A 21,453-nucleotide genomic window follows, 5' to 3' on the forward strand; every position below is an offset into this window, starting at 1 on the left:
TCCCTTGATTTTCGGAAAACTTCAAATTCTACCATAGGTTAGCGCTGTTCCGGTCCGCGATTGCGGGCGGTCAGCAGCTGGATGTACAGCTGTTTTTCTTCGGCCGAGAGGCCGGCCACGCCAAATTGCTGCGCCTTGGTCTGGAGGGCCTCGAATTGCCGCTTGGTGTCGCCTTCCTGCAGCTTGTTCAGCGTGTCGCGGAATTCGGTCTCGGCTTCGCTTTCGTCAAACGGCAGCGCGAGAAGTTCCGACGCGCTGGTTTCGATCATCTGCTCTTCCGGCAGGCCGCGCAGCTGCTCGCGCAGGATCGCGTAGCTCGCGTTGCCCGGCTGGGCCGAGACCAGTGCGTGCAGGCGGGTCAGTGCCGGGCGCTCCGGCGTGTCGGGCAGGAGCGCGAGCGGCAGTTCGGCGGCCAGGGCGGGCTTGTGCAGGACAATGCGCAGCAGATTGCGTGTCAGTGACGGCGCGGTGCGCTTGGCCTTGGGCGGTGGAGGCGGCGTGTAGGATTTCAGCTCGCACAGGCGTTCGACCTCGCGCTGGTCGAAGCCGCTCGCCTCGGCCAGGCGCTTGACGAGCTGCAGGCGCAGCAGCGGCGTGGGCAGCTTGTGCAGCAGGGGCTTGGCTTCGTAAATCAGCTTGGCCTTGCCTTCGGCGCTGGTCAGGTCGCAGCGGTTGGCCAGCTCGCGCAGCAGGACGTCGGAGAGCGGCGTCGCCTGGGTGATTTCGCGATCGAAGGCGGCTTTGCCGTGGGCCCGGATGAAACTGTCCGGATCGTGTTCGGCAGGCAGGAAAACGAAGCCGATCTGCTTGTTGTCGGCGAGGGCTTCCAGCGCATTTTCGAGGGCGCGCCAGGCAGCCTTGCGTCCGGCGTTGTCACCATCGAAACAGAACACGATGCGGTCCACCTGGCGTAGCAGCTTTTGCACGTGCGTCGGGGTGGTGGCTGTGCCGAGCGTGGCCAGGGCGTTGCCGACGCCGTTCTGGGCCAGGGCGATGACGTCCATGTAGCCTTCGGTGACGATGGCGGTATTGGTTTCGCGCAGTGCCTGGCGGGCTTGCGGCAGCCCGAACAGCTCGCGCCCCTTTTCGAAGAGCGGCGTTTCCGGTGAGTTCAGGTATTTCGGTTCGCCCTGATCGATGACCCGGCCGCCGAAGGCGATGATCTCGCCCTTCTGGTTGATGATGGGGATCATCAGGCGGTCGCGGAAGCGGTCGTAGCGTCGCCCAGCCTCATTCTCGATGACCAGGCCGGCCGCCTTCAGGGCGTCGGCGTTGTAATCCGGGAAAACTGCTTGCAGGTTCTGCCAGCCATCCGGCGCGTAGCCCATGCCGTAGCGGGCGGCGATCTCGCCGGTCAGGCCGCGCTTCTTGCAGTATTCGATGGCTTTGGGCGAGCGCTTGAGCTGCTCTTTGTAGTACTGTGCCGCCCGCGCCATGATCTCGACGAGCGCGCGCAACTGGCCGCCGTTTTCCTGGCGCGCTTGTCCGCCTTCGCTTTCCGGGACGACCATGCCGGCGCGGCCGGCCAGGTCCTTGATCGCGTCAACGAAACCCAGGCCCTGGTATTCCATGACGAAGCCGATGGCGGTGCCGTGGGCGCCGCAACCGAAGCAGTGATAGAACTGCTTGCTCGGGCTGACCGTAAACGACGGCGTTTTCTCGTTATGGAAGGGGCAGCAGGCGGAGTAGTTGGCGCCGGCTTTCTTGAGGGGGACGTAGCTGTCCACCAGGTCGACGATGTCGACCCGGGCCAGCAGATCCTGGATGAAACTCTCCGGGATCATCGTCTGGGCTTAGCCGGCCAGTGCGGCCTTCACCAGCTTGGAGACTTCGGCCATGTCAGCCTTGCCGGCCAGCAGCGGCTTCAGGACGGCCATCAGCTTGCCCATGTCGGCCGGGCCGGTGGCGCCGGTCTGGGCGATGGCTGCTGCCACGGCGGCGGCGATCTCGTCGTGGCTCATTTTTTCCGGCAGATAGGCGGAGAGCACGGCGATTTCGGCTTTTTCGACATCGGCCAGGTCCTGGCGGCCAGCGGCCTCGTACTGCGTGACGGAGTCCTTGCGCTGTTTGACCAGTTTTTCGATGACGGCAGCGACGGCGGTGTCGTCGAGCTCGATGCGTTCATCGACTTCCTTTTGCTTGATGGCGGCGATGAGCAGGCGGATCGCGGCGAGGCGACCGGTTTCCTTGGCCTTCATGGCCGATTTCATGTCGTCGGAGAGGCGTGCTTTGAGGCTCATGGTGTGATGGATGCAAACAAAAGGGCTGAAAACAATGAAAAAAGCCGCCGGCTTAGAGGGCTGGCGGCTCTTCGTGCTGCGATGCGTACGATTAGTACAGCTTCGGCGGCAGGGTCATGCTGCGAATGCGCTTGTGATGACGCTTGACGGCGGCAGCCAGCTTACGCTTGCGCTCGGCGGTGGGCTTTTCATAAAACTCACGGGCGCGCAGTTCGGTCAACAGACCGGTCTTTTCGACCGTGCGCTTGAAGCGGCGGATTGCAACTTCGAACGGCTCGTTTTCCTTGACACGAATATTCGGCATAGATATCACCCCCTTCCGTCAGGCGCCCATCCGGTCAAGTTTGGGATGGTGCGCGCAAATTTTGTCCGCAGAAATGCGGCAAGCCCAACAGTATAGGGGGTAAAACCTTTTCTGATCAAGCATTAATCGTCGGGGCTGATGTTAAAATCTGCCGGCTATGCTGATCCTTGGTGTTGAATCCTCCTGCGACGAAACCGGTATTGCGCTCTACGACAGCGATGCCGGCCTGCTTTCCCATGCCCTGCACTCCCAGGTCGCCATGCATGCCGAATACGGTGGCGTGGTGCCGGAACTGGCTTCGCGCGATCACATCCGGCGCGTCGTGCCGCTCCTGCGGTCGACCCTGGAAAATGCCGGAAAATCGCTGGCCGACATCGATGCCGTGGCCTACACCCGTGGTCCCGGTCTCTCTGGCGCCTTGCTCGTTGGCTGCGCCTTTGCCGAAGCGCTGGCCGTGGCGATCGACAAGCCGACCATCCCGGTGCATCACCTCGAAGGTCACCTGCTCTCGCCGCTCCTGTCGAAAACGCCGCCAACCTTTCCCTTCGTGGCCCTGCTGGTGTCCGGCGGGCATACGCAGCTGATGAAGGTGACGGGCGTCGGTGAGTACGAACTGCTGGGTGAAACGCTGGACGATGCCGCAGGCGAAGCCTTCGACAAGAGCGCCAAGCTGCTCGGCCTGCCGTACCCGGGGGGCGCCTTGCTCTCCCGTCTGGCCGAAACCGGGACGCCGGGCGTCTATGAACTGCCGCGTCCGATGCTGCATTCGGCAGACCTCAATTTCAGTTTTTCCGGCCTCAAGACGGCGGTCCTCACGCTGGTTCGCGAACAAGGGGAGGCCCCGCTTGACGAGGCCTTCCGTGCCAATGCCGCGCGTGCTTTTCAGGAAGCCATCGTCGAGGTGCTGGTCAAGAAGTCGCTCAAGGCCATGAAGCAGACCGGCCTCAAGCAACTGGTCGTGGCCGGCGGGGTGGGCGCGAACAAACAGCTGCGGTCGACCCTCGACGAGGAGGCAAAACGCAAGCGCTTCCGCGTCTATTACCCGGAACTTGAATTCTGTACCGACAACGGCGCGATGATCGCCCTGGCCGGCTGCCTGCGCCTGCAGTCCGGCACACCGGCCAAGCCGGCCGGCGCCTTTGCCGTTCAGCCGCGCTGGCCCTTGATGGGCGCCTGAGCCGCCTCCTGCCCCTGCGCGGGTACCGTGGCGCTCGGTGGGGCGGAGGCCAATAGCCGTTCAACGAGCGCTTGCGCAAAGCCTGACAAATTGTCCCGGGCGCGGATGCAGACCTGCAGGTCGCGCTGCGCCCAGGGCTCGGCCAGTTCGATGACGGTGGGGGCCGCCAGCCCGCCGCTCACGGCACTGCGCGGCACCAGCCCCAGCCCGACCCCGGCCGCCACCATGCGGCACACCGCCTCGAAACTGCGCACCTGGATGCGCACATCCAGATGACGTCCGAGCGCGGCGGCCGTATTCATCGTGAAGGTATGGATGGCCGAGCCGGCATGCAGCATCACGAAGGGATGGTCCAGCACGTCAGCAAAGGCCGTCACGCCCAGCCGGGCCAGCGGATGCGCGGGCGGGGCAATGAGCACCAGGCGATCGGCGCGGTAGGGCAGCAGTTCGACATCGGCCCCTTCCACGCGCTCGGCGACCACGCCCACCTCCACCTCCCCGCGCGCCACGGCCAGCACGATTTCCGGGCTGGTCCGTTCTTCCAGCGTGACACTGACCTGGGGATGCGCCCGCAGGAACTCGGCCAGATCGTCGGGTAGAAAACTGTGCGTGGCGTGGGTGTTGGCCCACAGGCTGACATGGCCGCGCACGCCGGTGGCGAAGGGCGCCAGATCGGCGTGCATCTGTTCGAGCTGGGCGAAGACCTGGCGGGCATGGCGGAGCAGGGCCTCACCCGCCCGCGTCAGCCCGACGCCGCGCGCCTGGCGGATGAGCAGCGGCGTGCCGATGACTTCTTCGAGCAGGCGGATGCGATGGCTGGCCGAGGAGGGCGCAAGGTGGCTACGCTCGGCGCCACGGGTCAGGTTGCGTGCCTCGGCAATGGCCACAAAGAGGCGCAGGTCGGTCAGGTCGTATTGCATCAGGGTTCGTTCTGGACGAATGCTGGCTTGCGGAAAGGCCAATTGTAAGCTGGGTTTTGTGGTCGCATCATTCGTGCATGCCAAATCCTGGCGATCGAAAGTCACCCATGCCCTGGAAATCCTGGTCGACCGAAAAGGTCGGCGTCGCCTTCGCCCTGCTGGCTGCCTTCGGCTTTTCGCTGAAGGCCATCTTCGTCAAGCTCGCCTATGCCGTGGCTCCGGTCGAGGCCGTGACCCTGCTCGCGCTGCGCATGGCCTTGTCGCTGCCTTTCTTCGTGATTGCCGGCTGGTCTGCCCTGCGCGCCGGCGATGCGCTGACGCGGCGCGATTGGGGCATGCTCGTCGCGCTCGGCCTGCTCGGCTACTACGCCTCCAGCATGCTCGACTTCATGGGCCTGCAATACATTTCCGCCGGCCTGGAGCGCCTCATCCTCTTTACCTATCCGACGCTGACCATCCTGATCGGCGTGCTCTTTCTCGGCAAGCAGTTCGACCGCCGCCTGATTCCGGCCGTGCTGCTTTCCTATGCCGGGATCGGCCTGGCCTTCGCGCATGATCTGCAGATTGCCGGCGACCTGCGCAGTGTCTGGATCGGCGCGGGGTTTGTCTTCGGCTCGGCGCTCACCTATGCGCTGTATAGCGCCGGCACGGAGGTGGCGGTGCATCGTCTGGGCTCAACCCGCTTTTCGACGCTGGCGCTGCTTGTCTCGACAGCCGCGGCGCAAGCCCATTTCCTGATCAGCGAACCGCTCTCCGCCCTCATCCAGCCCTGGCCGGTCTATGCCTACGGCGCGGGGATGGCTGTTTTTTCCACCGTGCTGCCCGTCTTCTGGCAATCCGCCGCCATCCGCCGCATCGGCTCGGCCCGCTCTGTCCTGATTGGCACCCTGGGCCCGATGCTGACCTTGGGGTTCAGCTGGACGCTGCTCAAGGAGCCGATGTCCCTGCATCAAATCGGCGGCGCCGCGCTGGTGGTCGGCGGCGTGCTGCTGGTGACGCGCAAAGCCGCCCGCTGAAGCCCGCCTGATTTTTGGGCTTCTCCGGCGGTCGACCGTCGGAGAAGCGGCCATGCTGGCGCCGGCATCATGGCCCAGCCTTGGGCGGTTTTACCCCTGCCAGTTCCGCAGGAAGCTGAAGGCTTCCTCCATCAGATGCGGCGTGTGCTGGCCGGGGCTGCTGGCTTCGGCGCGGCGCAGGTAGTCGCGCAGGGCCGGACGGAAGTCGGGATGGGCGCAGTGCTCGACGATCTGGCGGGCGCGCTGCTTGGGCGAGAGACCGCGCAGGTCGGCCAGGCCTTGTTCGGTGACGATGACCTGGACGTCGTGCTCGGTGTGGTCAACGTGCGAAACCATGGGGACGATGCAGGAAATGCAGCCACCCTTGGCGGTCGACGGGGTCATGAAGATGGAAATGAAGGCGTTGCGGGCAAAGTCGCCCGAGCCGCCGATCCCGTTCATGATCGCGCTGCCGTTGATGTGCGTGGAATTCACGTTGCCGTAGAGATCGGCTTCGATGAGGCCGTTCATGGCGATCACGCCCAGGCGGCGGATGACTTCCGGGTGATTGCTGATCTCCTGCGGGCGCAGGATGATCTTGTCCTTGTAGCGTCCCAGGTCGGCATACAGTTCGCTCAAGGCGTCCGGGCTGAGCGAGAAAGAGGTGGCCGAGGCGCAATTGAGTTTGCCGGCTTTGATCAGGTCGAGCATGCCGTCCTGCAACACTTCGGTGTAGGCGGTCAGATTCTCGAACGGACCGGCCTGCAGCCCGGCCATCACCGCATTGGCGACATTGCCGACGCCGGATTGCAGGGGCAGCAGGTTAGCCGGCAGGCGGCCTTTGCGGACTTCGTGCCGGAGAAAATCGAGAATATGGCCGGCGATGCGGCGCGAGTTTTCATCCGGCGCGGTAAAGGGCGTGTTGCGGTCGGGATGATCGGTCTCGACGATGCCGATGATGCGGCTGGAATCGACGCGGTAATACGCATCGCCGATCCGGTCGTCCGGGCGCAGGATGGGAATCGGCTTGCGGTGCGGCGGCAGGGCCGTGCCGTAATAGATGTCGTGCATGCCCTCGAGCGCCGGGTTTTGCCAGCGATTGACCTCCAGGATGATCTTGTCGGCCTGATCGAGCCAGGTCTTGTTATTGCCGACGGACGACGACGGGATCAGGCGCCCGTCTTCCAGAATGCCGGCCACTTCGACCACGGCCACATCCAGCTTGCCGAGAAAGCCGGACCAGACAAACTGGGCCACGTGCGAGAGGTGGATGTCGATGTATTCCATCTGGCCGGCATTGATGCGCTGGCGGCAGATCGGGTCGGACTGGTAGGGCAGGCGCAGTTCCACGCCATCCACCTGCGCGAGCGCGCCATCCAGCTCCGGGGCGGTCGAGGCGCCCGTCCACACACCGATGCGGAAGGTCTCTCCGGCGGCATTGGCGGCCAGCATGCGTTCGGCCAGCGCCTTGGGCACGACCTTGGGATAACCCGCGCCGGTAAAGCCGCTCATGCCGACATTGGCGCCGGCGGGGATGAGGGCGGCCGCTTCGCTGGCGGACATGATCTTGCTGCGCAGCGCGGCGTGGTGAATACGGGACGAGGCAGACATCGACGGCAAACTCCTGGAAAAGGTGGGCGGGCGGCATGGACCCGAAAAAAGCCCGCACGAGGCGGGCTGAAAAACCGGAGACACCGCGCATGACGTGTCCGGTGAAGCGTTGACCGGCGGGGGAGGCCGGGATGCGGCAGACGGTTAGGGCCGCATCGTCGGTCCGACGGTCAACGCCAGGGGAAGGGCTTATTTGGGCTGGCTGTCCTGGGCGGGCGCCGGCGCCGGGGCCTCGCTGGCCGGTGCGCTGGGGGCGGGGGCCGTATCGCCATTCGGTGCGACCAGGGAGGGCTGGGTGGCCGGCGGCGGCAGCGCGACGGCTTCTTCCTTCTTGCCACAGGCCGACAGGGCCAGGGCGCAGAGCAGGGCGGCAAACAGTGTCGTTTTCATCTTGGATTTTCCTTTCCGTGGGGCGGGGGAACGCTGACGCAGGGGGCGTCGCGGACAGCGAAGATAAGGAAACGCTTGTGGGCTGACAAACGACAAATTATGATCCGACGGATTAGATAAACTTAACCATGCGCCATGACCGACCGCCTGCCGCCCCTGCTTGCCCTGCGCGCCTTCGAGGCAGCCGCGCGTCATCTCAGTTTCAAAAAGGCGGCGCAGGAGCTGCATGTCACCCCGGCGGCGATCAGCCAGCAGATCAAGCAGCTTGAGCTTGCGCTCGGCCATCCGCTCTTTGTCCGCCTGACCCGCGCCCTGGCCCTGACCCCGCAAGGTGCGGCCATGCTGCCCAAAATCCGCGAAGGCTTTGCCTGCTTTGCCGAGGCCATCGCCAGCAGCCGGCAAGCCCCCCGCGCCACGCTGACGTTGACCGCGCCGCCCTCGTTCGCTTCTCGCTGGCTGGTACCTCGCCTGCCCGGCTTTTATGCTGCCCATCCCGATATCCAGTTGCGTCTGGCCAGCAGCAGCGACAGCGTAGACCGTCCCGGCGAGCCGCCCTTCAAAGCGGCGGTACGTGCCGGGCCCTTGCACGATGCCGAAATCGCCATTCGCTACGGCACCGGCCACTACCCCGGTTTGCAAGCGGAGCTGCTGCTGGCGCCCATGCTCCTGCCCGTCTGCGCCCCTGGCACGATCACGGCGGAGCGCCCACTGCGCACCCCGGCAGATCTGGCCGGACATACCTTGATTCATGACGAAACCATCGTGCCGGGCGCGCAGCGCTCGGCATGGGATGAATGGCTCGCTGCCGCCGGCAATCCGACGGTCGACGCCCGTCGCGGCCTGTTTTTCTCCAACGCCGTGCTGGCGGTGGATGCTGCGCTGGAGGCTCAGGGCGTAGCCCTGGCGCTGCAGCCGCTGGTTGAAGCTGAGTTGGTGGCAGGGAGGCTGATTGCGCCGCTGCCGATGGGGATTCCTTCACCCTATGCGTACTACCTCGTGCTGTCCCCGGCGAGTGCCATGAGTCCCGCGGCAGTGGCCTTCAGGCACTGGCTGCTCGGCGAAACAGCGGCGAACTCATCCGTTAAGCGCGCGCCAGCACAGGTGTTGAAACCACCTCAAGCGTAGGTGTTCACCTGGCTGCCCAGTGTGTCGCTGCCGTTCGCAGTTGCCTGGGTGTCAGCCTGTGAGCTTGGAGCAGTTTGTGCCGAATTGCCGCCTTGCTTCTTTTCGGCCTTCAGTTGGGCGATCCGTGCTTGTAATTCGGCGATCTGCTGCTGCAACTGTTTGATTTTTTCAGCGCTTTTTCCGGACGTATCTTCCTGGGCTGTTTTCAATTGCTTTTGTAGCGCCTGCAATTGTTTTTCCAGTGCGGCAACCTGGTTGTCATTGCTGCTGACGCTGCTTGTGCCGGTCGAGCGGCTGGCCGTACTCGTGATGTTGCTCAGGGCTGACATGATGAACCTCGTGTTGGACTGTTTGAGTCAATATCGACACGGCAGCGGCTCAGCCTGAGTCCGAAACGGGTAAAACGGTGTAAAAGCTGGTGAGCGGATTGGGCGGGCGCTCACCAGATCAATGTCTCCGCCTGCGGCAGTTCGTACCGCGAATATTTACGCCATTTTTACGCCGCAATCGACACAATAAACACGGTTTTTAGAGGGCCTGTCTTAGCCTTCGAATATCTTATTTCAGGATACGGATATGTCTCCCGACCCGCTCAAGACCGAGCGTGCAGGCTCTGCGTTGCAAACGTATACCTTGACCTGCGCTGCATGTGCCACCACGACCATGCTGGCCACGCCGTTATATGCCTATCTCGATTCGGCCAATATCGTCATGTTGTTCCTGCTGACGGTATTGGGCGTGGCCGTTAAGTTGGGGCGAAATGCGGCGGTGCTGGCGTCCCTTCTGAGCGTCTTGTGCTTTGATATTTTTTTCGTCCCCCCGCGCTTCTCGCTGGCCGTCAGTGACATCCAGTATGTGGTCACGTTTTTCGTCATGCTGGTGACCGCATTGACCACAACGCATTTCACGTCGGTGCTGCGACAACGAGCCCAGGAGGCCCTGCGTCGCGAACAGCAAACCCAGGCTTTGTATCTGCTGGCCAAACAACTCGCAGGGGTGCTGCAACTCGAGCAGGTGGTCGAGATCAGTGCCTCATTTATCCGGACACAGTTGGTCGCCCAAGCTGTTGTCCTGTTGCCGGATGAGGGGCGTCACACCCTGTCGCCTGTGCCATTTGGTGCACCGTTGCCGGTGGAGATGCATTTGGCGCGGGTCGCTTTTGATAGCGGGCGCTTTGTGCGGAGTGATGAAGTGATGGGTATGGGCCTGGCCGCCTTCTATTTTCCGCTCAAGGCTCCGATGCGAATGCGCGGTGTGTTGGCGGTGGCCTTTCCCGCAGAGGCTGAAGCGCCCGGTGACGCGACGCTTTCCCTGCTGGAAGCACTTTCCTCCCTGATCGCTGTTGCGCTGGAGCGGCTGCATTACGTGGAGGTGGCGCAGGCCACGGAAGTCCGGATGCTGACAGAGCGTTTGCGTAGTTCGATCCTGTCGGCTTTGTCGCATGATTTGAGAACCCCGCTGACTGCCATGGTCGGTCTTGCAGATTCGCTGTTTCTCGTCAAACCGACGCTTGCGCCGGCTGCGCTCGAAACTGCCCAGGCCTTGCATGAGCAGGCTGATCGTCTGGCCAGTCTGGTGGGCAATCTGCTCGATATGGCCCGCCTCAATGCTGGCGAGGTACGTTTGCGCCGCGAATGGCAGTTGCTTGAGGAAGTGGTGGGCGCCAGCCTCAAATTGCTGGGTGGGGCGCTGAGCAAGCATCGGATACGGGTGATCCTGCCTCCGGATCTGCCGCTCCTGGAATTCGATGCCGTGCTGATCGAGCGGGTGCTCTGCAACTTACTTGAGAACGCGGCGAAATACGCTCCGGAGGGCAGCACCATTGAGTTAAGGGCAGCCGTGAGGGACGGCCATGTCGACGTGGCGGTGCTGGATGAGGGGCCGGGCTTCCCGATGCTGCGCAAGGCTGAGCTGTTCAATATGTTCGTGCGGGGCGAGGCGGTCTCCGGCAAGCCAGGGACCGGACTGGGGCTGGCGATCTGCAAGGCCATCATCGAAGCGCATGGCGGTGAGATTGACGTGGAAAACCGGCCGGAAGGCGGTGCGCGCGTCTATTTCCGTTTGCCTCTGGGGGTGCCGCCGAGTATCGAGGAAGAGCTGCCATGAGTGCGCCGGCCAAAGTGCTCCTCATCGAGGATGAAAAACAGATTCGCCGTTTCGTGCGCGTGGCGGTAGAGGAAGAAGGGTGCCAGGTGATCGAGGCCGAAACGTTGGCGCGCGGCCTGATCGAAGCGGGGACTCGCCAGCCGGATCTGCTGATTCTGGATCTGGGACTGCCTGATGGAAACGGGATTGATCTGATTCGTGAGCTCCGGACGTGGTCCGATGTGCCGATCCTGATCCTCTCAGCCAGAACGCAAGAGGATGACAAGATCGAGGCGCTGGATGCGGGAGCGGATGATTATCTGACCAAGCCCTTTGGTGTCGGGGAACTGCGGGCTCGCGTGCGTGCCGTGTTACGACGGCGCAGCCGCAGTCCCGATAGCGCATCACCGCGCATCGAGTTTGGTAGCGTGGTGGTCGACCTGTCTCTGCGGAGTGTGCAGCGGCGGGGGGAAAACATGCATCTGACGCCAATCGAATATCGCTTGTTGAGCGTCCTGATTTCACATCCAGGCAAGGTCATGACGCAACGTCATTTGCTGCGCGAAGTTTGGGGGCCATCCCATGTCGATCGCAGCCATTACTTGAGGGTGTATGTGGGTCACCTGCGCCAGAAACTGGAGGACGACCCCACTCAACCGCAACATTTTTTGACTGAAACCGGTGTGGGTTACCGATTCCAGCCCTAGGGGAAAAGCATGCAGACAGAACAAGATCGCAAGCGTTTTGCGACATTGACATTGGGGGCGCTGGGCGTCGTTTATGGTGACATCGGCACCAGCCCGTTGTATTCCATTAAGGAGGTATTTGGCGGAGCGCATCATCCGGTGCCGATTACGCCGGAGAATGTCCTGGGGATTTTGTCCCTGTTTTTCTGGACACTGATTATCGTGGTGACGGTGAAGTATGTGTCATTCATCATGCGCGCCAACAACAAGGGAGAGGGCGGCATCATCGCCCTGATGACGCTGGCCTTGCAAAAAGGCCAGGCGGGCACCTGGGAGCAGCGCCTGCTGATCATGCTCGGCTTGTTCGGGGCTGCCCTCTTCTATGGCGATGGCGTGATTACCCCGGCCATTTCCGTGCTGTCTGCGGTTGAGGGCCTGGAAGTCATCACTCCCGCTTTTTCTCCCTATGTTCAGCCCATTGCGCTGAGTGTGCTGATTGGCTTGTTCCTGATCCAGCGTCGGGGCACGGCCAGCGTCGGTGCGCTCTTCGGGCCGGTCATGATCGTGTGGTTTGCGGTGATCGCCCTGGCCGGTGCAGGAGCCATCTTGGCGAATCCGGATGTGCTCGCTGCGGTCAACCCGATCTATGCCCTGGATTTTCTGTCAGGCAATGCCAGCCTCGGCTTCTTTGCCTTGGGGGCAGTCGTCTTGTGCATCACTGGTGCTGAGGCACTCTATGCGGATATGGGGCATTTCGGCGCCAAGCCTATTCAGTACGCCTGGCTGGGTTATGTGATGCCGGCCTTGCTGGTCAATTATTTCGGTCAGGGCGCGTTGCTGCTGGCCGATCCCACTGCCATTGAAAATCCGTTTTATCTGCTGGCACCGGTGTGGGCGCGCTATCCGATGGTGATTCTGGCAACGATTGCAACCGTGATTGCTTCTCAGGCAGTGATTTCCGGGGCCTTCTCGATTACCCAGCAAGCCATTCAACTGGGGTACACCCCGCGTCTGGAAATCCAGCACACCTCTGATAAGGAAATCGGGCAGATTTATCTTCCGGCCATGAACTGGCTGCTCTTGATCGCCATCATCGGGCTTGTGCTGGAGTTCAAAACTTCCTCAAATCTGGCCGCGGCTTACGGGATCGCCGTCACTGGCACGATGTTGATCACGAACATTCTGGCGATTGCGGTGGCTGTGCGCCTCTGGCACTGGAGTCCGTGGCGTGCGCTTCTCGGGGCTTTGCCGTTCATTTGCATCGACCTGGGTTTTTTTCTGGCAAATTCGGTCAAGATTCCGGATGGCGGCTGGTTTCCGCTGGTCTTCGGGCTTGTCATCTTTATCTTGCTGACGACCTGGAAGCGCGGGCGTGAACTGCTGGGGCGTCGCCTGGCGGACGATGCCATGGCGCTCAAGCCTTTCGTGAATAATATTGTTTCCGGCGGCGTGGATCGCGTTCCGGGGACGGCCGTGTTCATGACGCCAAATCCGGATGATGTGCCGCATGCCATGCTGCATAGTTTGAAACACTACAAGGCGTTGCATAGCCAGGTCGTGGTGCTGAGCGTCAAGGTATTCGACGTGCCTTATGTGCCGGAAGTCGACCGTGTAGAAGTGCACCATTTGCCTGGACAGTTCAGCCAAGTGATCGTGCAATATGGCTTCAAGGACGAGCCGGACATTCCTGCCGCCTTGGCGATGTGCGAGGAGCACGGTCTGCTGCTCGACATGATGGATACTTCGTTCTTCCTCGGCCGTGAAACCCTGATTCCTAAACTGGGTTCGGAGATGGCGTATTGGCGCGAATTGTTGTTTATTGCCATGTTCCGGAATGCCGGCAGTGCGACCGCCTTTTTCAAGATTCCGTCCAATCGCGTGGTTGAGCTGGGCTCACAGGTCGTCTTGTAAGCATCCAGAAAAATGGGCCTGTCCGACGGTCGACCGTCAGTCAGGCCCATTTTTGAGCGGGAACGGGGCGGCTTAGAGCACAGCCAGTGCCGCGGCGTAGTCCGGTTCGTTCTTGATTTCCGAAACCAGTTCGCTGTGCAGGACGATGTTGTTTTCGTCGAGCACGACCACGGCGCGGGCGGTGACGCCGGCGAGCGGGCCGGCAGCGATGGCGACGCCGTAGTTTTCAATGAACTCGCGGCCGCGCATGGTGGACAGCGTGACCACGTTGGCCAGGCCTTCGGCGCCGCAGAAGCGCGACTGGGCGAAAGGCAGGTCGGCGGAGATGCAGAGCACGACGGTGTTCGGGATGTCGTTGGCCTTGGCATTGAACTGGCGGACCGAGGTGGCGCAGGTCGGGGTGTCGATGCTCGGGAAGATGTTCAGGATCTTGCGCTTGCCGGCGTAATTGGCCAGCGTGACATCGGCGAGGTCCTTCCCGACCAGGGTGAGCGCTGGTGCGCTTTCGCCTTTCTGCGGGAAATGGCCGTTGACGGGAATGGCGTTGCCGCCGAGGGTGACGCTTTGGCTCATGCTGTGCTCCGGTAAGGAATGGGATGGCGGCGCACTGGGCGCCAGCCTGCTTCAGACGCCGCCGGGGCGCGCAAGTTCCGTATGGGGCCTTTGGGCGCGCTGGCGGCGGGGTGTCAATTCAGACGGTGCGTAGCAGGAAAAACACTTTGCCCGGGAACGGGCAGGATGCCGCGCAGTCTTGCGCGACATCGAGGTGTTTTCCCTTCTTCTTGCCGTGCGCGCGCTTTGGGCAGTGCTTGCAGGGCGGATCGCTGCGGCAGCATTTCTTGGCCATGCGGTGCTCGTTGCGGGTCAGAAGTTGTCCGGCAGGGTGGCCAGGACATCGACACAGAGATCCCAGCTGACAAAGGTGTCGAACCACTGATCGATATAACGGGAAATCATGATGCGCCTCCTGCGGATGATCGGTCGTTTTGACCGGATGAAGGCAGTCTAAGGCGGGGCTTTCAATGAATCCAATCAATTCACAAAATTGGATTCATTGTCAATGGCTATTGATTCCCGCTCAGTTGTACCCGCGGATTGCAATCACGCGCAGCTCTGCGGGTTCGCTGCAGTCGGGCTGTGGCACGGGCGAAAATGCACTGCTGTTGGCCGCCGGCTGATCGGGGTCGCGGGGCACGATGGTCATCGCAGGGGCGAGGGGCAGTTCGGGCAAGGTGTCAGTCATGGTGGGGGGCTCCGTCATGGGCAGCCTGACGGCTGCGGTAAAGGTGAAAGAGGGCGGGCGCGAGCACGGTAAGCAGGACGACGCGCAGGACATGCGTGGCGGTGACCAGCGGTACGCTCAAGGCCAGTTCGCGGGCGGTGATGCTCATCTCGGCCATGCCGCCGGGTGAGGCGGCCAGGAGCAGGGAGGCGGCGGGCAGGCCGCTCAGCCAGGCGAGGGCCACCGTCAGGGCGGTACAGAGCGCGAGGCTGAGCAGGGTGGCCAGGGTGCTGATGGCGAGGAAGCGCGGGGCTGCCTTGAAAAAGCCCGGGGCAAACCGGCAGCCCAGTGCAATACCGAGCAGGAGCTGGCCGCCATTGACCATCCAGGCCGGCAGGCTGGAGAGCGGAATCTCGGCGGCGGTGAGCGTACCGATCGTGGCCAGCGGGCCGAGTACCCAGGCATTGGCAATGCGCAGCCGGCTGAGAAGGGCCACCCCGAGGCCGGAGGCGAGCAGCAGCCAGGGCAGGCGCAGCCAGTTCACGTCCCGGTTCAGGGCCTGAAAAATCTCGTGCCCGCTGATCTCGGCAAAGAGGCCGTGGTGCAGGGCAAAGGGAATGATGCTGACGACCAGCATGACGCGCAGCGCATGGGCTGCCGCGACGCGGTCACTGCGTCCGCCGTGGCGTTCGCAGAGCACCACCATTTCGGACGCACCGCCCGGCAGGCCGGCAAAGAAGGCCGTGCGGCTGTCGCTGCCGGCCCAGCGTTGCAGGAGGCGGGCTGCGATCAGGCCCAGGAGCAGGGCCGCTGCGGACATCAGCAGGATGGCGGCGGCATGGCGGTACAGCTGGTTGAGCACCAGCGGGGTGAAATAGAGGCCCAATGCCGTGCCAATGGCCCATTGCCCGGCCTGTCGACCGCCGGGCAGCGAACGCAGGGGAAGGCCGGCGATGCGCAGGCAGGCCACGCTGAACAGGGGGCCGAGCATCCAGGGCAACGGCAGGTGGGCCTGCTGTGCCAGCTCGCCGGCCAGCGCAGCCAGGAGCACGGTGGCCAGCATGCGCCAGCAGGCGGTGGGGCTGGGCGGGCTTTTCAGAAAGGCGGACATGGTGTGGGCGACGGTCAACCTGCGTCGCAGGGCAAAAATGGTGAAAAAAAGCCCCGCCCGCGAGGGCGGGACATCAAAAAGCAGTCGCAGCGCAGTTGAGGGAGGCCGCTTTGCGAACCGCGTAGGAGATCAGAAGATCCAGAGCGCGTCCGGCGGCAATTCCAGCCAGCGCTTGCCCGCTGCCTCGTGCCGCTTGCCCCAGGCGCGCAGCAGGTCGCCGCCGGCATGGAAGACGTATTCGTAGCGGTCGCCGAGGAACATCGAGGTGGCGAGATCGACTTCGGCCCGGTTATGACCCGGCCCGTCGGCGAGATGCAGTTGCTCGACGCGGATGACGGCGGTGGCCTCGTGCCCGATGGCCGCGTTGGTGCGGCGCAGGCCCCAGACCGAGAGGCCGTTGTCGAGATCGATGCGGGCTTCGCCGCCTTTGATGTCGCCGATGCGGCCCTTCATGATGTTGTTGCTGCCCATGAAGTCGGCCACAAAGAAGGTTTGCGGCTGGGCGTACATTTCGGTCGGCGTGCCCTGTTGCTCGATGACCCCGCCGTTCAGCAGCAGGATGCGATCCGACATGGCCATCGCTTCGGACTGATCGTGGGTGACGACCAGGGCCGAGAGTTGCAGTTCGACAATCAGGTTGCGCAACCAGGCACGGGCTTCCTCGCGCATCTTGGCATCGAGGTTGGAGAGCGGCTCGTCGAGCAGGATCACCGGCGGGTTGTAGACCAGGGCGCGGGCAATCGAGACGCGCTGTTGCTGGCCGCCCGAAAGCTGGTGCGGGTAGCGTTCGGCGAGGTGGTCGAGGCCAAGGTTCTTGAGTGCGGCATGGACGCGCTGGACGATCTCGTTCTTGGCGACCTTGCGCAGGACCAGCGGGTAGGCCACGTTATCGAAGACGGTCTTGTGCGGCCACAGCGCATAGGATTGAAAGACCAGCCCGAGGTCCCGTTTTTCGGCCGGGATGTCGATATTGGCGGCCGCATCGTAGATGGCGCGCCCGGCGATGATGACGCTGCCGGCATGCGGTTGCTCGAGGCCGGCCACCGCGCGCAGCAGGGTGGTTTTGCCGGAGCCGGAGGGGCCGAGCAGGGAGACGACTTCGCCCCGGTTGAGGTGCATCGACACGCCCTTGAGGATGGGGTTGTCGCCATAGGCCAGGGCCAGGTTGTCGACGGCGAGGATGGTCTTGTCAGTCATGAAGTTTTACTCCGAAGCGCAGGGCGATGGCGAGGCCGATGCCGACCAGGGCCATGTTGATCAGGGACAGGGCGGCAACCACATCGACGGCGCCAGACGCCCACAGGGAAACGATTTGGGCGCCGATGACCTCGGTGCCGGGGGAGAGCAGATACACGCCGGTCGAGTACTCGCGCTCGAAGATCATGAACACGAGCAGCCAGGCGCCGAGCAGGCCGTTACGGATGAGCGGCACGGTGATGTCGCGCGAGACGCGGGCACGGCTGGCGCCGACCAGACGGCCGGCTTCTTCCAGCTCCGGGCCGACCTGCATCAGGGCGCTCTGGATCAGACGCATGCCGTAGGCCAGCCAGACGATGGTGTAGGCAAACCAGACCGAAAACAGGGTCGACCGTGCGGGCGAGAGGAAGGGCACGAACAGGAAGACCCAGAACACGGCGAGGCCTGCCATCAGGCCGGGTACGGCGCGCGGCGTGAGGATCACGTAGTCCACGAAGCGGGTGATGCCGTCGTTCTGGCGATGGGTGGCCAGACCGATGGCCAGGTAGCCGCCCACGGCCAGCGCACCGCCCAGGGTGCCGATCAGGATCGAGTTGATGATCGAGCGGATCATCGTGTCTTCTTCGAAAACAGCGCGGAAGTGATCAAGGGTCAGCACGTCGAGCAGATGGATGCCTTGCCCCCAACTGCTCACCACCGAGCGCAGGGCAATGCCGGCCACCGGCACGATCACCGTCACGAACAGCCAGGCGAGGATCAGGGCCAGGGCCAGCCACTTCCACGGGCCGAGCATGAGCGGGCGCTGGCGGGCCGATTTGCCCTTCATGGCGACAAAGCGCTGCGCCGATTTGAGCAGGACGCGTTGCAGCAGCACCAGCGGGAAGGTGACGGCGATGATGCAGGTCGCCACCGCCGCCATCAGATGGTAGGACGGGGTGCCGAGCTTGTTGGTCAGCTTGTAGAGATAGGTGGTCAGGACCAGATGGCCTTCCGGGTCGCCGAGGATCAGCGGCAGCCCGAAAATCTCGAAGCCGAGGAAGAAGACCAGGACCCCGACGTAGAGCAGGGCTGGCGAGACCATCGGAATCGACACGTCGCGGGCCACCCGGAACGGACTGGCGCCGCTCAGGCGGGCCGCTTCTTCGACGTCGGAACCCAGATTGCGCAGGGCCGAGGAGGAATAGAGGTAGACATGCGGCACATGGGTCAGACCGGCGATGATGATGATCGAGGTCAGTGAGTAGATGTTCCAGGGCACGCTGCCGAAGATCTCCTGAAACCAGACCGAGAAGAAGCCGACCGGCCCGAGGGCGACGACATAGCCGAAGCCGAGCACCACCGGCGACACGAAAACCGGGATCATGATCGGCGTTTCCAGCCAGCGTCGGCCGGGCAGATCGGTGCGGACCATGATGAAGGCGAGCACGGCACCGAGCGGGATGGCAATGGCGCCCATGCCGAAGGCAACGGCCAGCGTGTTCTTGCCGGCGAGCCAGAAATCAGGATCGTCAAAGATGAAGGCGTAGGACTCGAGGCTCAGGCTGGCCGGCATGAAAAAGGGGCCGGACAGGATGCTCTGGTAGAGCACCAGCCCGATGGGGAAGAAGACGGAGAGGGCGAGCAGGGCCACCACTGCCCGTCGGGGCAATGTTTGCAACATGGGCGTTTCCTTGGGAAGGGAGTGGGGGTGGTGGCCGGCGGGGATCACCGGCCACCGGGCGCCAAGACGGCAGCGCCCTTGAACTGGGGCTTACTTGCCTTTGACCGTGCTATTCCACTGCTTCAGGAAGTCGAGGCGCTTGGCCTGATCCAGATAGGTCAGCAGGCCGGTGTTGATGGCCACGGGGCGCAGTGCGTCACCGAGTTGTTTCTTCAGGCCGCTGGCCGTGGTGTCGCCTTCGACATCGGGGCGGATGGCGTAGAGATCGGCCTTGCTGGCGATGATTTCCTGGCCCTTCTTGGAGAGTACGAAGTCGAGCCAGAGCTTGGCGGCATTCGGGTTCTTGGCCTTCTTGGCGATGAACATGACGCGGCTCAGGACCAGCGTGTAGTCCTTGGGCAGCACGATGCCGATGGACGGGTCTTTCTGGGCACGGGTCAGGGCGTAGGCCGCATTCAGGTTGTAGCCGATCAGGTTTTCGCCGGAGGCAATGCGTTCCATCATCGTGCCGGTCGAGGCTTGCACCTTGACCTGTACGGCGCCGAGGGCTTTTTGCAGGTCGGTGAAGCCGGCGGCATTCACCTGCTTGTCCTGGGTCACGAGCATGAAGCCGACGCCGGATTTTTCCGGGTCATAGGTGTTGACCTTGCCCTTGAACTTCTCGGTCTGGGTGTTGAGCAGCTTGATGAAATCGGCGTGGGTTTGCGGCACGTCGTTCGCCGGGATCAGGCGCTTGTTATAAACGAAGCCGATCGGCTCGTAGGTGGTGCCGAAGGCTTCGTTCTTCCAGTTGGCCCACTCGGGCAGTTTGGCCGTTTCGGCAGATTTGTGCGGCTGGGCGTAGCCGTCGTTGACCAGCTTGATCTGCAGGTCCATCGAGGAGGACCAGGTGACGTCGGCCGAACTGCCGGCGGCGGTCTCCGAGATGAAGCGGTTGTACAGCTCGGTCGTGCTCATATTGCTGTACTCGACGCTGATCGCCGGATACATCGTGCGGAACTCGCGGATCAGGTGGTTGGCCTGCTCGTTGTCGGTGACGCCATAGATGACCAGCTTGCCTTCCTTTTGCGCGGCGGCGACGAGATCGCTGCCGGTCTGGGCGTGGGCCGGGGTGAAGGTGCTGTGCAGTGCGGCCAGGGCCAGACCGGCCAGCAGGCCGCGCTGGAAGCGACGACGTTCGATGTTCATGAGATGTCTCCTTGTTTTGATTTTGGCATCCGGCCGCTAGCTTGTCAGTGAGCGGCGGGGGGCTTGTGTTCAATGTAGCGGCGCAGCCTTTCGATTCGCTTTCGCCGACCGGCAATTTCAGCTGATTTTGCCGGTCGACCGCAGGCCGCGCCGCAGCCGCCTTAGAAGCGGTAGCGCGCGCCCAGCATCAGCGAGGTCGGCGAGAAGTTCGCCGGCAGGCCGGAATCCTTGTCGTAGCCCTGGCAGGTGCCACCGGCACAGAGCGAGTTCTGGCCGCCGTTCTTGTTGGTCACCTTGGCGTAGTAGGCGTAGAGGTCGGTCTGCTTGTCGAGGGCAAACTCGTAGCCGACGCCGTAGTGATCGGAATCGCGGTCGGTGCTCATGCGATCGTCAAGGTGAGCATAGACGGCACGCAGGGTGTGGCGGTCCAGCACCGGCACGGCGGCGCCCAGCCACCAGACATTGCGATCCAGGCTCTTGTTCGGGGTCACGCCGGCCTGGGTGTCCTCGCCGTGCAGGAACTGGGCATACAGCTTGGCGAATTTCAGGTCATAGGTGGCGGCCAGGTTCCAGGACTTGCGATGGGCGTTTTCGGTGGCGGGGGCGCTGACCGTGCCCATCTTGGCGTAATCGAGATAGCCGGCGCCGACGAAGAGCGGACCGTTGCCGTAGGTCAGGCTGGCACTCCAGCCCTTGCCTTCGTTTTCCGGTCCGGTGCTGCTGTTGCCGGTGGCGCCGCCGGTCACGCCGACATCTGCGCGGCTGTTGTTTTCCATCCCGGCGCTGTACGCGATCTTGCCCTGAAAGCCCCCCACGGTCGGCGTGGCATAGAAGACGGCGTTGTCGAAACGGCTGGCTGCGGCCGAGGACCACAGCCGGAAGGCGGTGGCGCCGCCGATGGTGAAGGGATCGGAGGTGCTGGTGATCGAATAGATCGGTGCGTAGTCGCGACCGAAGCGCAGGTCGCCGAAGCGCTTGCTGTTCAGACCGACGAAGGTGTTGCGCGAGAAGATGGCGACGCCGGTGGTGTTGGGCGCAGCGGAGGAGGCGCTGCCCGCGCCCGGATTGCTGACGTTGCTGGAGTGGCCGGTGTTCTGGCCGTTGTCGATGGAGACCCCGGCTTCGAGCTGGAAGTAGGCGGTCAGGTCGTTGCCGAAATCGCGTTCGCCCTTGAAACCAAGACGGCTGGCTGAGCCGAGGCCGCTCTGAACGCGGGCCTTGTTGCCCTGGCCGTAGTTGCCGACTTCGATCCCGGCATCGGCAATCCCGTAGATGGTGAGGCCTTCGGGCATGCCGAGTTTGCTGCTTTTGGCCGGCGTGGCCGCAGCTTGGGCGGTTTTGCTGGCCTCATCGGCTTTTTTCGTGGCTTCTTCGGCCTTCTGGGTGGCGGCAGTGCTGGTGGCGGCAGTGGCCACGAGTAGGGCTTCGAGTTTTTCGATGCGGGCCTTTTGTGCGGCGATTTCGGCGCGCATGTCGTCGATCGGTGCGGCGTGGACGCTGCCGGCAACGGCGAGCGGGGCGAAGCAGGCGAGCAGGCGACGGCTCAGGATGGTGTAGTGCATTGTCTCCTCCGGGAGGTTGTTGTTGAATCGAAGTGCCCGGCAAGGCCGGGTGGGAAGGCATTAAAGGCG

Annotated in this window: 21 protein-coding genes; 6 read left to right on the top strand and 15 right to left on the bottom strand. The window is 63.2% G+C overall.

Annotated elements, in window-relative coordinates; all coding sequences use genetic code 11:
• Nucleotides 1–38: 38 nt before the first annotated feature.
• From dnaG to rpsU, 3 genes are all read right to left on the bottom strand, one after another.
• A complete protein-coding gene (dnaG, locus tag AACO21_RS12730) occupies nucleotides 39–1,784 on the bottom strand; it encodes a DNA primase (protein WP_346192899.1) in 1,746 nt (581 codons plus the stop codon).
• 9 nt (nucleotides 1,785–1,793) lie between these two features.
• Nucleotides 1,794–2,240 (bottom strand): GatB/YqeY domain-containing protein, encoded by a 447-nt coding sequence (locus AACO21_RS12735; RefSeq protein WP_346192900.1) that lies wholly within the window; start codon nucleotides 2,238–2,240, stop codon nucleotides 1,794–1,796.
• A gap of 91 nt (nucleotides 2,241–2,331) precedes the next feature.
• Nucleotides 2,332–2,544, bottom strand: a complete 213-nt coding sequence (rpsU, locus tag AACO21_RS12740) for a 30S ribosomal protein S21 (RefSeq protein ID WP_275708197.1) — start codon at nucleotides 2,542–2,544, stop codon at nucleotides 2,332–2,334.
• Nucleotides 2,545–2,701: 157 nt separating this feature from the next.
• Here rpsU and tsaD point away from each other — a divergent pair, with 157 nt between their 5' ends.
• Nucleotides 2,702–3,721: a tRNA (adenosine(37)-N6)-threonylcarbamoyltransferase complex transferase subunit TsaD gene (tsaD, locus tag AACO21_RS12745; RefSeq protein ID WP_346192901.1), complete on the top strand. Its 1,020-nt coding sequence runs from the start codon at nucleotides 2,702–2,704 to the stop codon at nucleotides 3,719–3,721.
• Here the strand turns inward: tsaD and AACO21_RS12750 are convergent.
• Nucleotides 3,691–4,641 (bottom strand): LysR substrate-binding domain-containing protein, encoded by a 951-nt coding sequence (locus AACO21_RS12750; RefSeq protein ID WP_346192902.1) that lies wholly within the window; start codon nucleotides 4,639–4,641, stop codon nucleotides 3,691–3,693. The genes tsaD and AACO21_RS12750 overlap by 31 nt on opposite strands.
• Nucleotides 4,642–4,748: 107 nt before the next feature.
• Between AACO21_RS12750 and AACO21_RS12755 the strand changes: the two genes are divergently transcribed.
• Nucleotides 4,749–5,657, top strand: coding sequence for a DMT family transporter (locus AACO21_RS12755; protein ID WP_346192903.1), 909 nt, complete (start codon nucleotides 4,749–4,751; stop codon nucleotides 5,655–5,657).
• A 90-nt stretch (nucleotides 5,658–5,747) separates the two neighbouring features.
• On the opposite strand, the gene AACO21_RS12760 is transcribed toward AACO21_RS12755, so the two are convergent.
• Together AACO21_RS12760 and AACO21_RS12765 are read right to left on the bottom strand one after the other, a co-directional pair.
• On the bottom strand, nucleotides 5,748–7,247 hold the full coding sequence (locus AACO21_RS12760) for an acetyl-CoA hydrolase/transferase family protein (protein WP_346192904.1): 1,500 nt from the start codon (nucleotides 7,245–7,247) through the stop codon (nucleotides 5,748–5,750).
• Nucleotides 7,248–7,436: 189 nt separating this feature from the next.
• Nucleotides 7,437–7,637, bottom strand: a complete 201-nt coding sequence (locus AACO21_RS12765; RefSeq protein ID WP_346192905.1) for a hypothetical protein — start codon at nucleotides 7,635–7,637, stop codon at nucleotides 7,437–7,439.
• 135 nt (nucleotides 7,638–7,772) lie between these two features.
• Between AACO21_RS12765 and gcvA the strand changes: the two genes are divergently transcribed.
• Complete coding sequence (gene gcvA / locus AACO21_RS12770; RefSeq protein ID WP_346192906.1) at nucleotides 7,773–8,762, top strand: transcriptional regulator GcvA; 990 nt, start codon at nucleotides 7,773–7,775, stop codon at nucleotides 8,760–8,762.
• On the opposite strand, the gene AACO21_RS12775 is transcribed toward gcvA, so the two are convergent.
• The gene (locus AACO21_RS12775) at nucleotides 8,753–9,091 is read right to left on the bottom strand and encodes a FlxA-like family protein (protein ID WP_346192907.1); all 339 of its coding nucleotides are present in this window, start codon (nucleotides 9,089–9,091) and stop codon (nucleotides 8,753–8,755) included. The genes gcvA and AACO21_RS12775 overlap by 10 nt on opposite strands.
• A 247-nt stretch (nucleotides 9,092–9,338) precedes the next feature.
• Between AACO21_RS12775 and AACO21_RS12780 the strand changes: the two genes are divergently transcribed.
• Genes AACO21_RS12780 through AACO21_RS12790 form a run of 3 tightly spaced genes read left to right on the top strand, consistent with a single transcriptional unit; the run spans nucleotide 9,339 to nucleotide 13,444 of the window.
• Complete coding sequence (locus AACO21_RS12780; protein ID WP_346192908.1) at nucleotides 9,339–10,868, top strand: DUF4118 domain-containing protein; 1,530 nt, start codon at nucleotides 9,339–9,341, stop codon at nucleotides 10,866–10,868.
• Nucleotides 10,865–11,554, top strand: a complete 690-nt coding sequence (kdpE, locus tag AACO21_RS12785; RefSeq protein WP_346192909.1) for a two-component system response regulator KdpE — start codon at nucleotides 10,865–10,867, stop codon at nucleotides 11,552–11,554. Before AACO21_RS12780 ends, kdpE begins: the two co-directional genes overlap by 4 nt.
• A 9-nt stretch (nucleotides 11,555–11,563) precedes the next feature.
• Nucleotides 11,564–13,444: a potassium transporter Kup gene (locus tag AACO21_RS12790; protein WP_346192910.1), complete on the top strand. Its 1,881-nt coding sequence runs from the start codon at nucleotides 11,564–11,566 to the stop codon at nucleotides 13,442–13,444.
• Between the two features lie 72 nt (nucleotides 13,445–13,516).
• On the opposite strand, the gene tpx is transcribed toward AACO21_RS12790, so the two are convergent.
• From tpx to AACO21_RS12830, 8 genes are all read right to left on the bottom strand, one after another.
• Complete coding sequence (tpx, locus tag AACO21_RS12795; RefSeq protein ID WP_346192911.1) at nucleotides 13,517–14,017, bottom strand: thiol peroxidase; 501 nt, start codon at nucleotides 14,015–14,017, stop codon at nucleotides 13,517–13,519.
• Between the two features lie 118 nt (nucleotides 14,018–14,135).
• On the bottom strand, nucleotides 14,136–14,291 hold the full coding sequence (locus tag AACO21_RS12800) for a hypothetical protein (protein WP_346192912.1): 156 nt from the start codon (nucleotides 14,289–14,291) through the stop codon (nucleotides 14,136–14,138).
• Between the two features lie 231 nt (nucleotides 14,292–14,522).
• Nucleotides 14,523–14,687, bottom strand: a complete 165-nt coding sequence (locus tag AACO21_RS12805; protein WP_346192913.1) for a hypothetical protein — start codon at nucleotides 14,685–14,687, stop codon at nucleotides 14,523–14,525.
• Complete coding sequence (locus AACO21_RS12810; protein ID WP_346192914.1) at nucleotides 14,680–15,777, bottom strand: AbrB family transcriptional regulator; 1,098 nt, start codon at nucleotides 15,775–15,777, stop codon at nucleotides 14,680–14,682. The genes AACO21_RS12805 and AACO21_RS12810 overlap by 8 nt, the downstream gene beginning before the upstream one ends.
• 129 nt (nucleotides 15,778–15,906) lie before the next feature.
• Entirely contained in the window at nucleotides 15,907–16,974 is a 1,068-nt protein-coding gene (locus tag AACO21_RS12815) for an ABC transporter ATP-binding protein (RefSeq protein WP_346192915.1), read from the bottom strand.
• Nucleotides 16,967–18,634 (bottom strand): iron ABC transporter permease, encoded by a 1,668-nt coding sequence (locus tag AACO21_RS12820; RefSeq protein WP_346192916.1) that lies wholly within the window; start codon nucleotides 18,632–18,634, stop codon nucleotides 16,967–16,969. Before AACO21_RS12820 ends, AACO21_RS12815 begins: the two co-directional genes overlap by 8 nt.
• Nucleotides 18,635–18,724: 90 nt before the next feature.
• Nucleotides 18,725–19,822 carry an ABC transporter substrate-binding protein gene (locus AACO21_RS12825; RefSeq protein ID WP_346192917.1) on the bottom strand — a complete coding sequence of 366 codons (1,098 nt, stop codon included), beginning with the start codon at nucleotides 19,820–19,822 and terminating at the stop codon, nucleotides 18,725–18,727.
• 161 nt (nucleotides 19,823–19,983) lie between these two features.
• Nucleotides 19,984–21,384, bottom strand: a complete 1,401-nt coding sequence (locus tag AACO21_RS12830; protein ID WP_346192918.1) for a porin — start codon at nucleotides 21,382–21,384, stop codon at nucleotides 19,984–19,986.
• Nucleotides 21,385–21,453: the final 69 nt, after the last annotated feature.

It is taken from the genome of Dechloromonas sp. ZS-1 (assembly GCF_039649255.1).
In the GTDB taxonomy this organism is placed as follows: Bacteria; Pseudomonadota; Gammaproteobacteria; order Burkholderiales; family Rhodocyclaceae; genus Azonexus.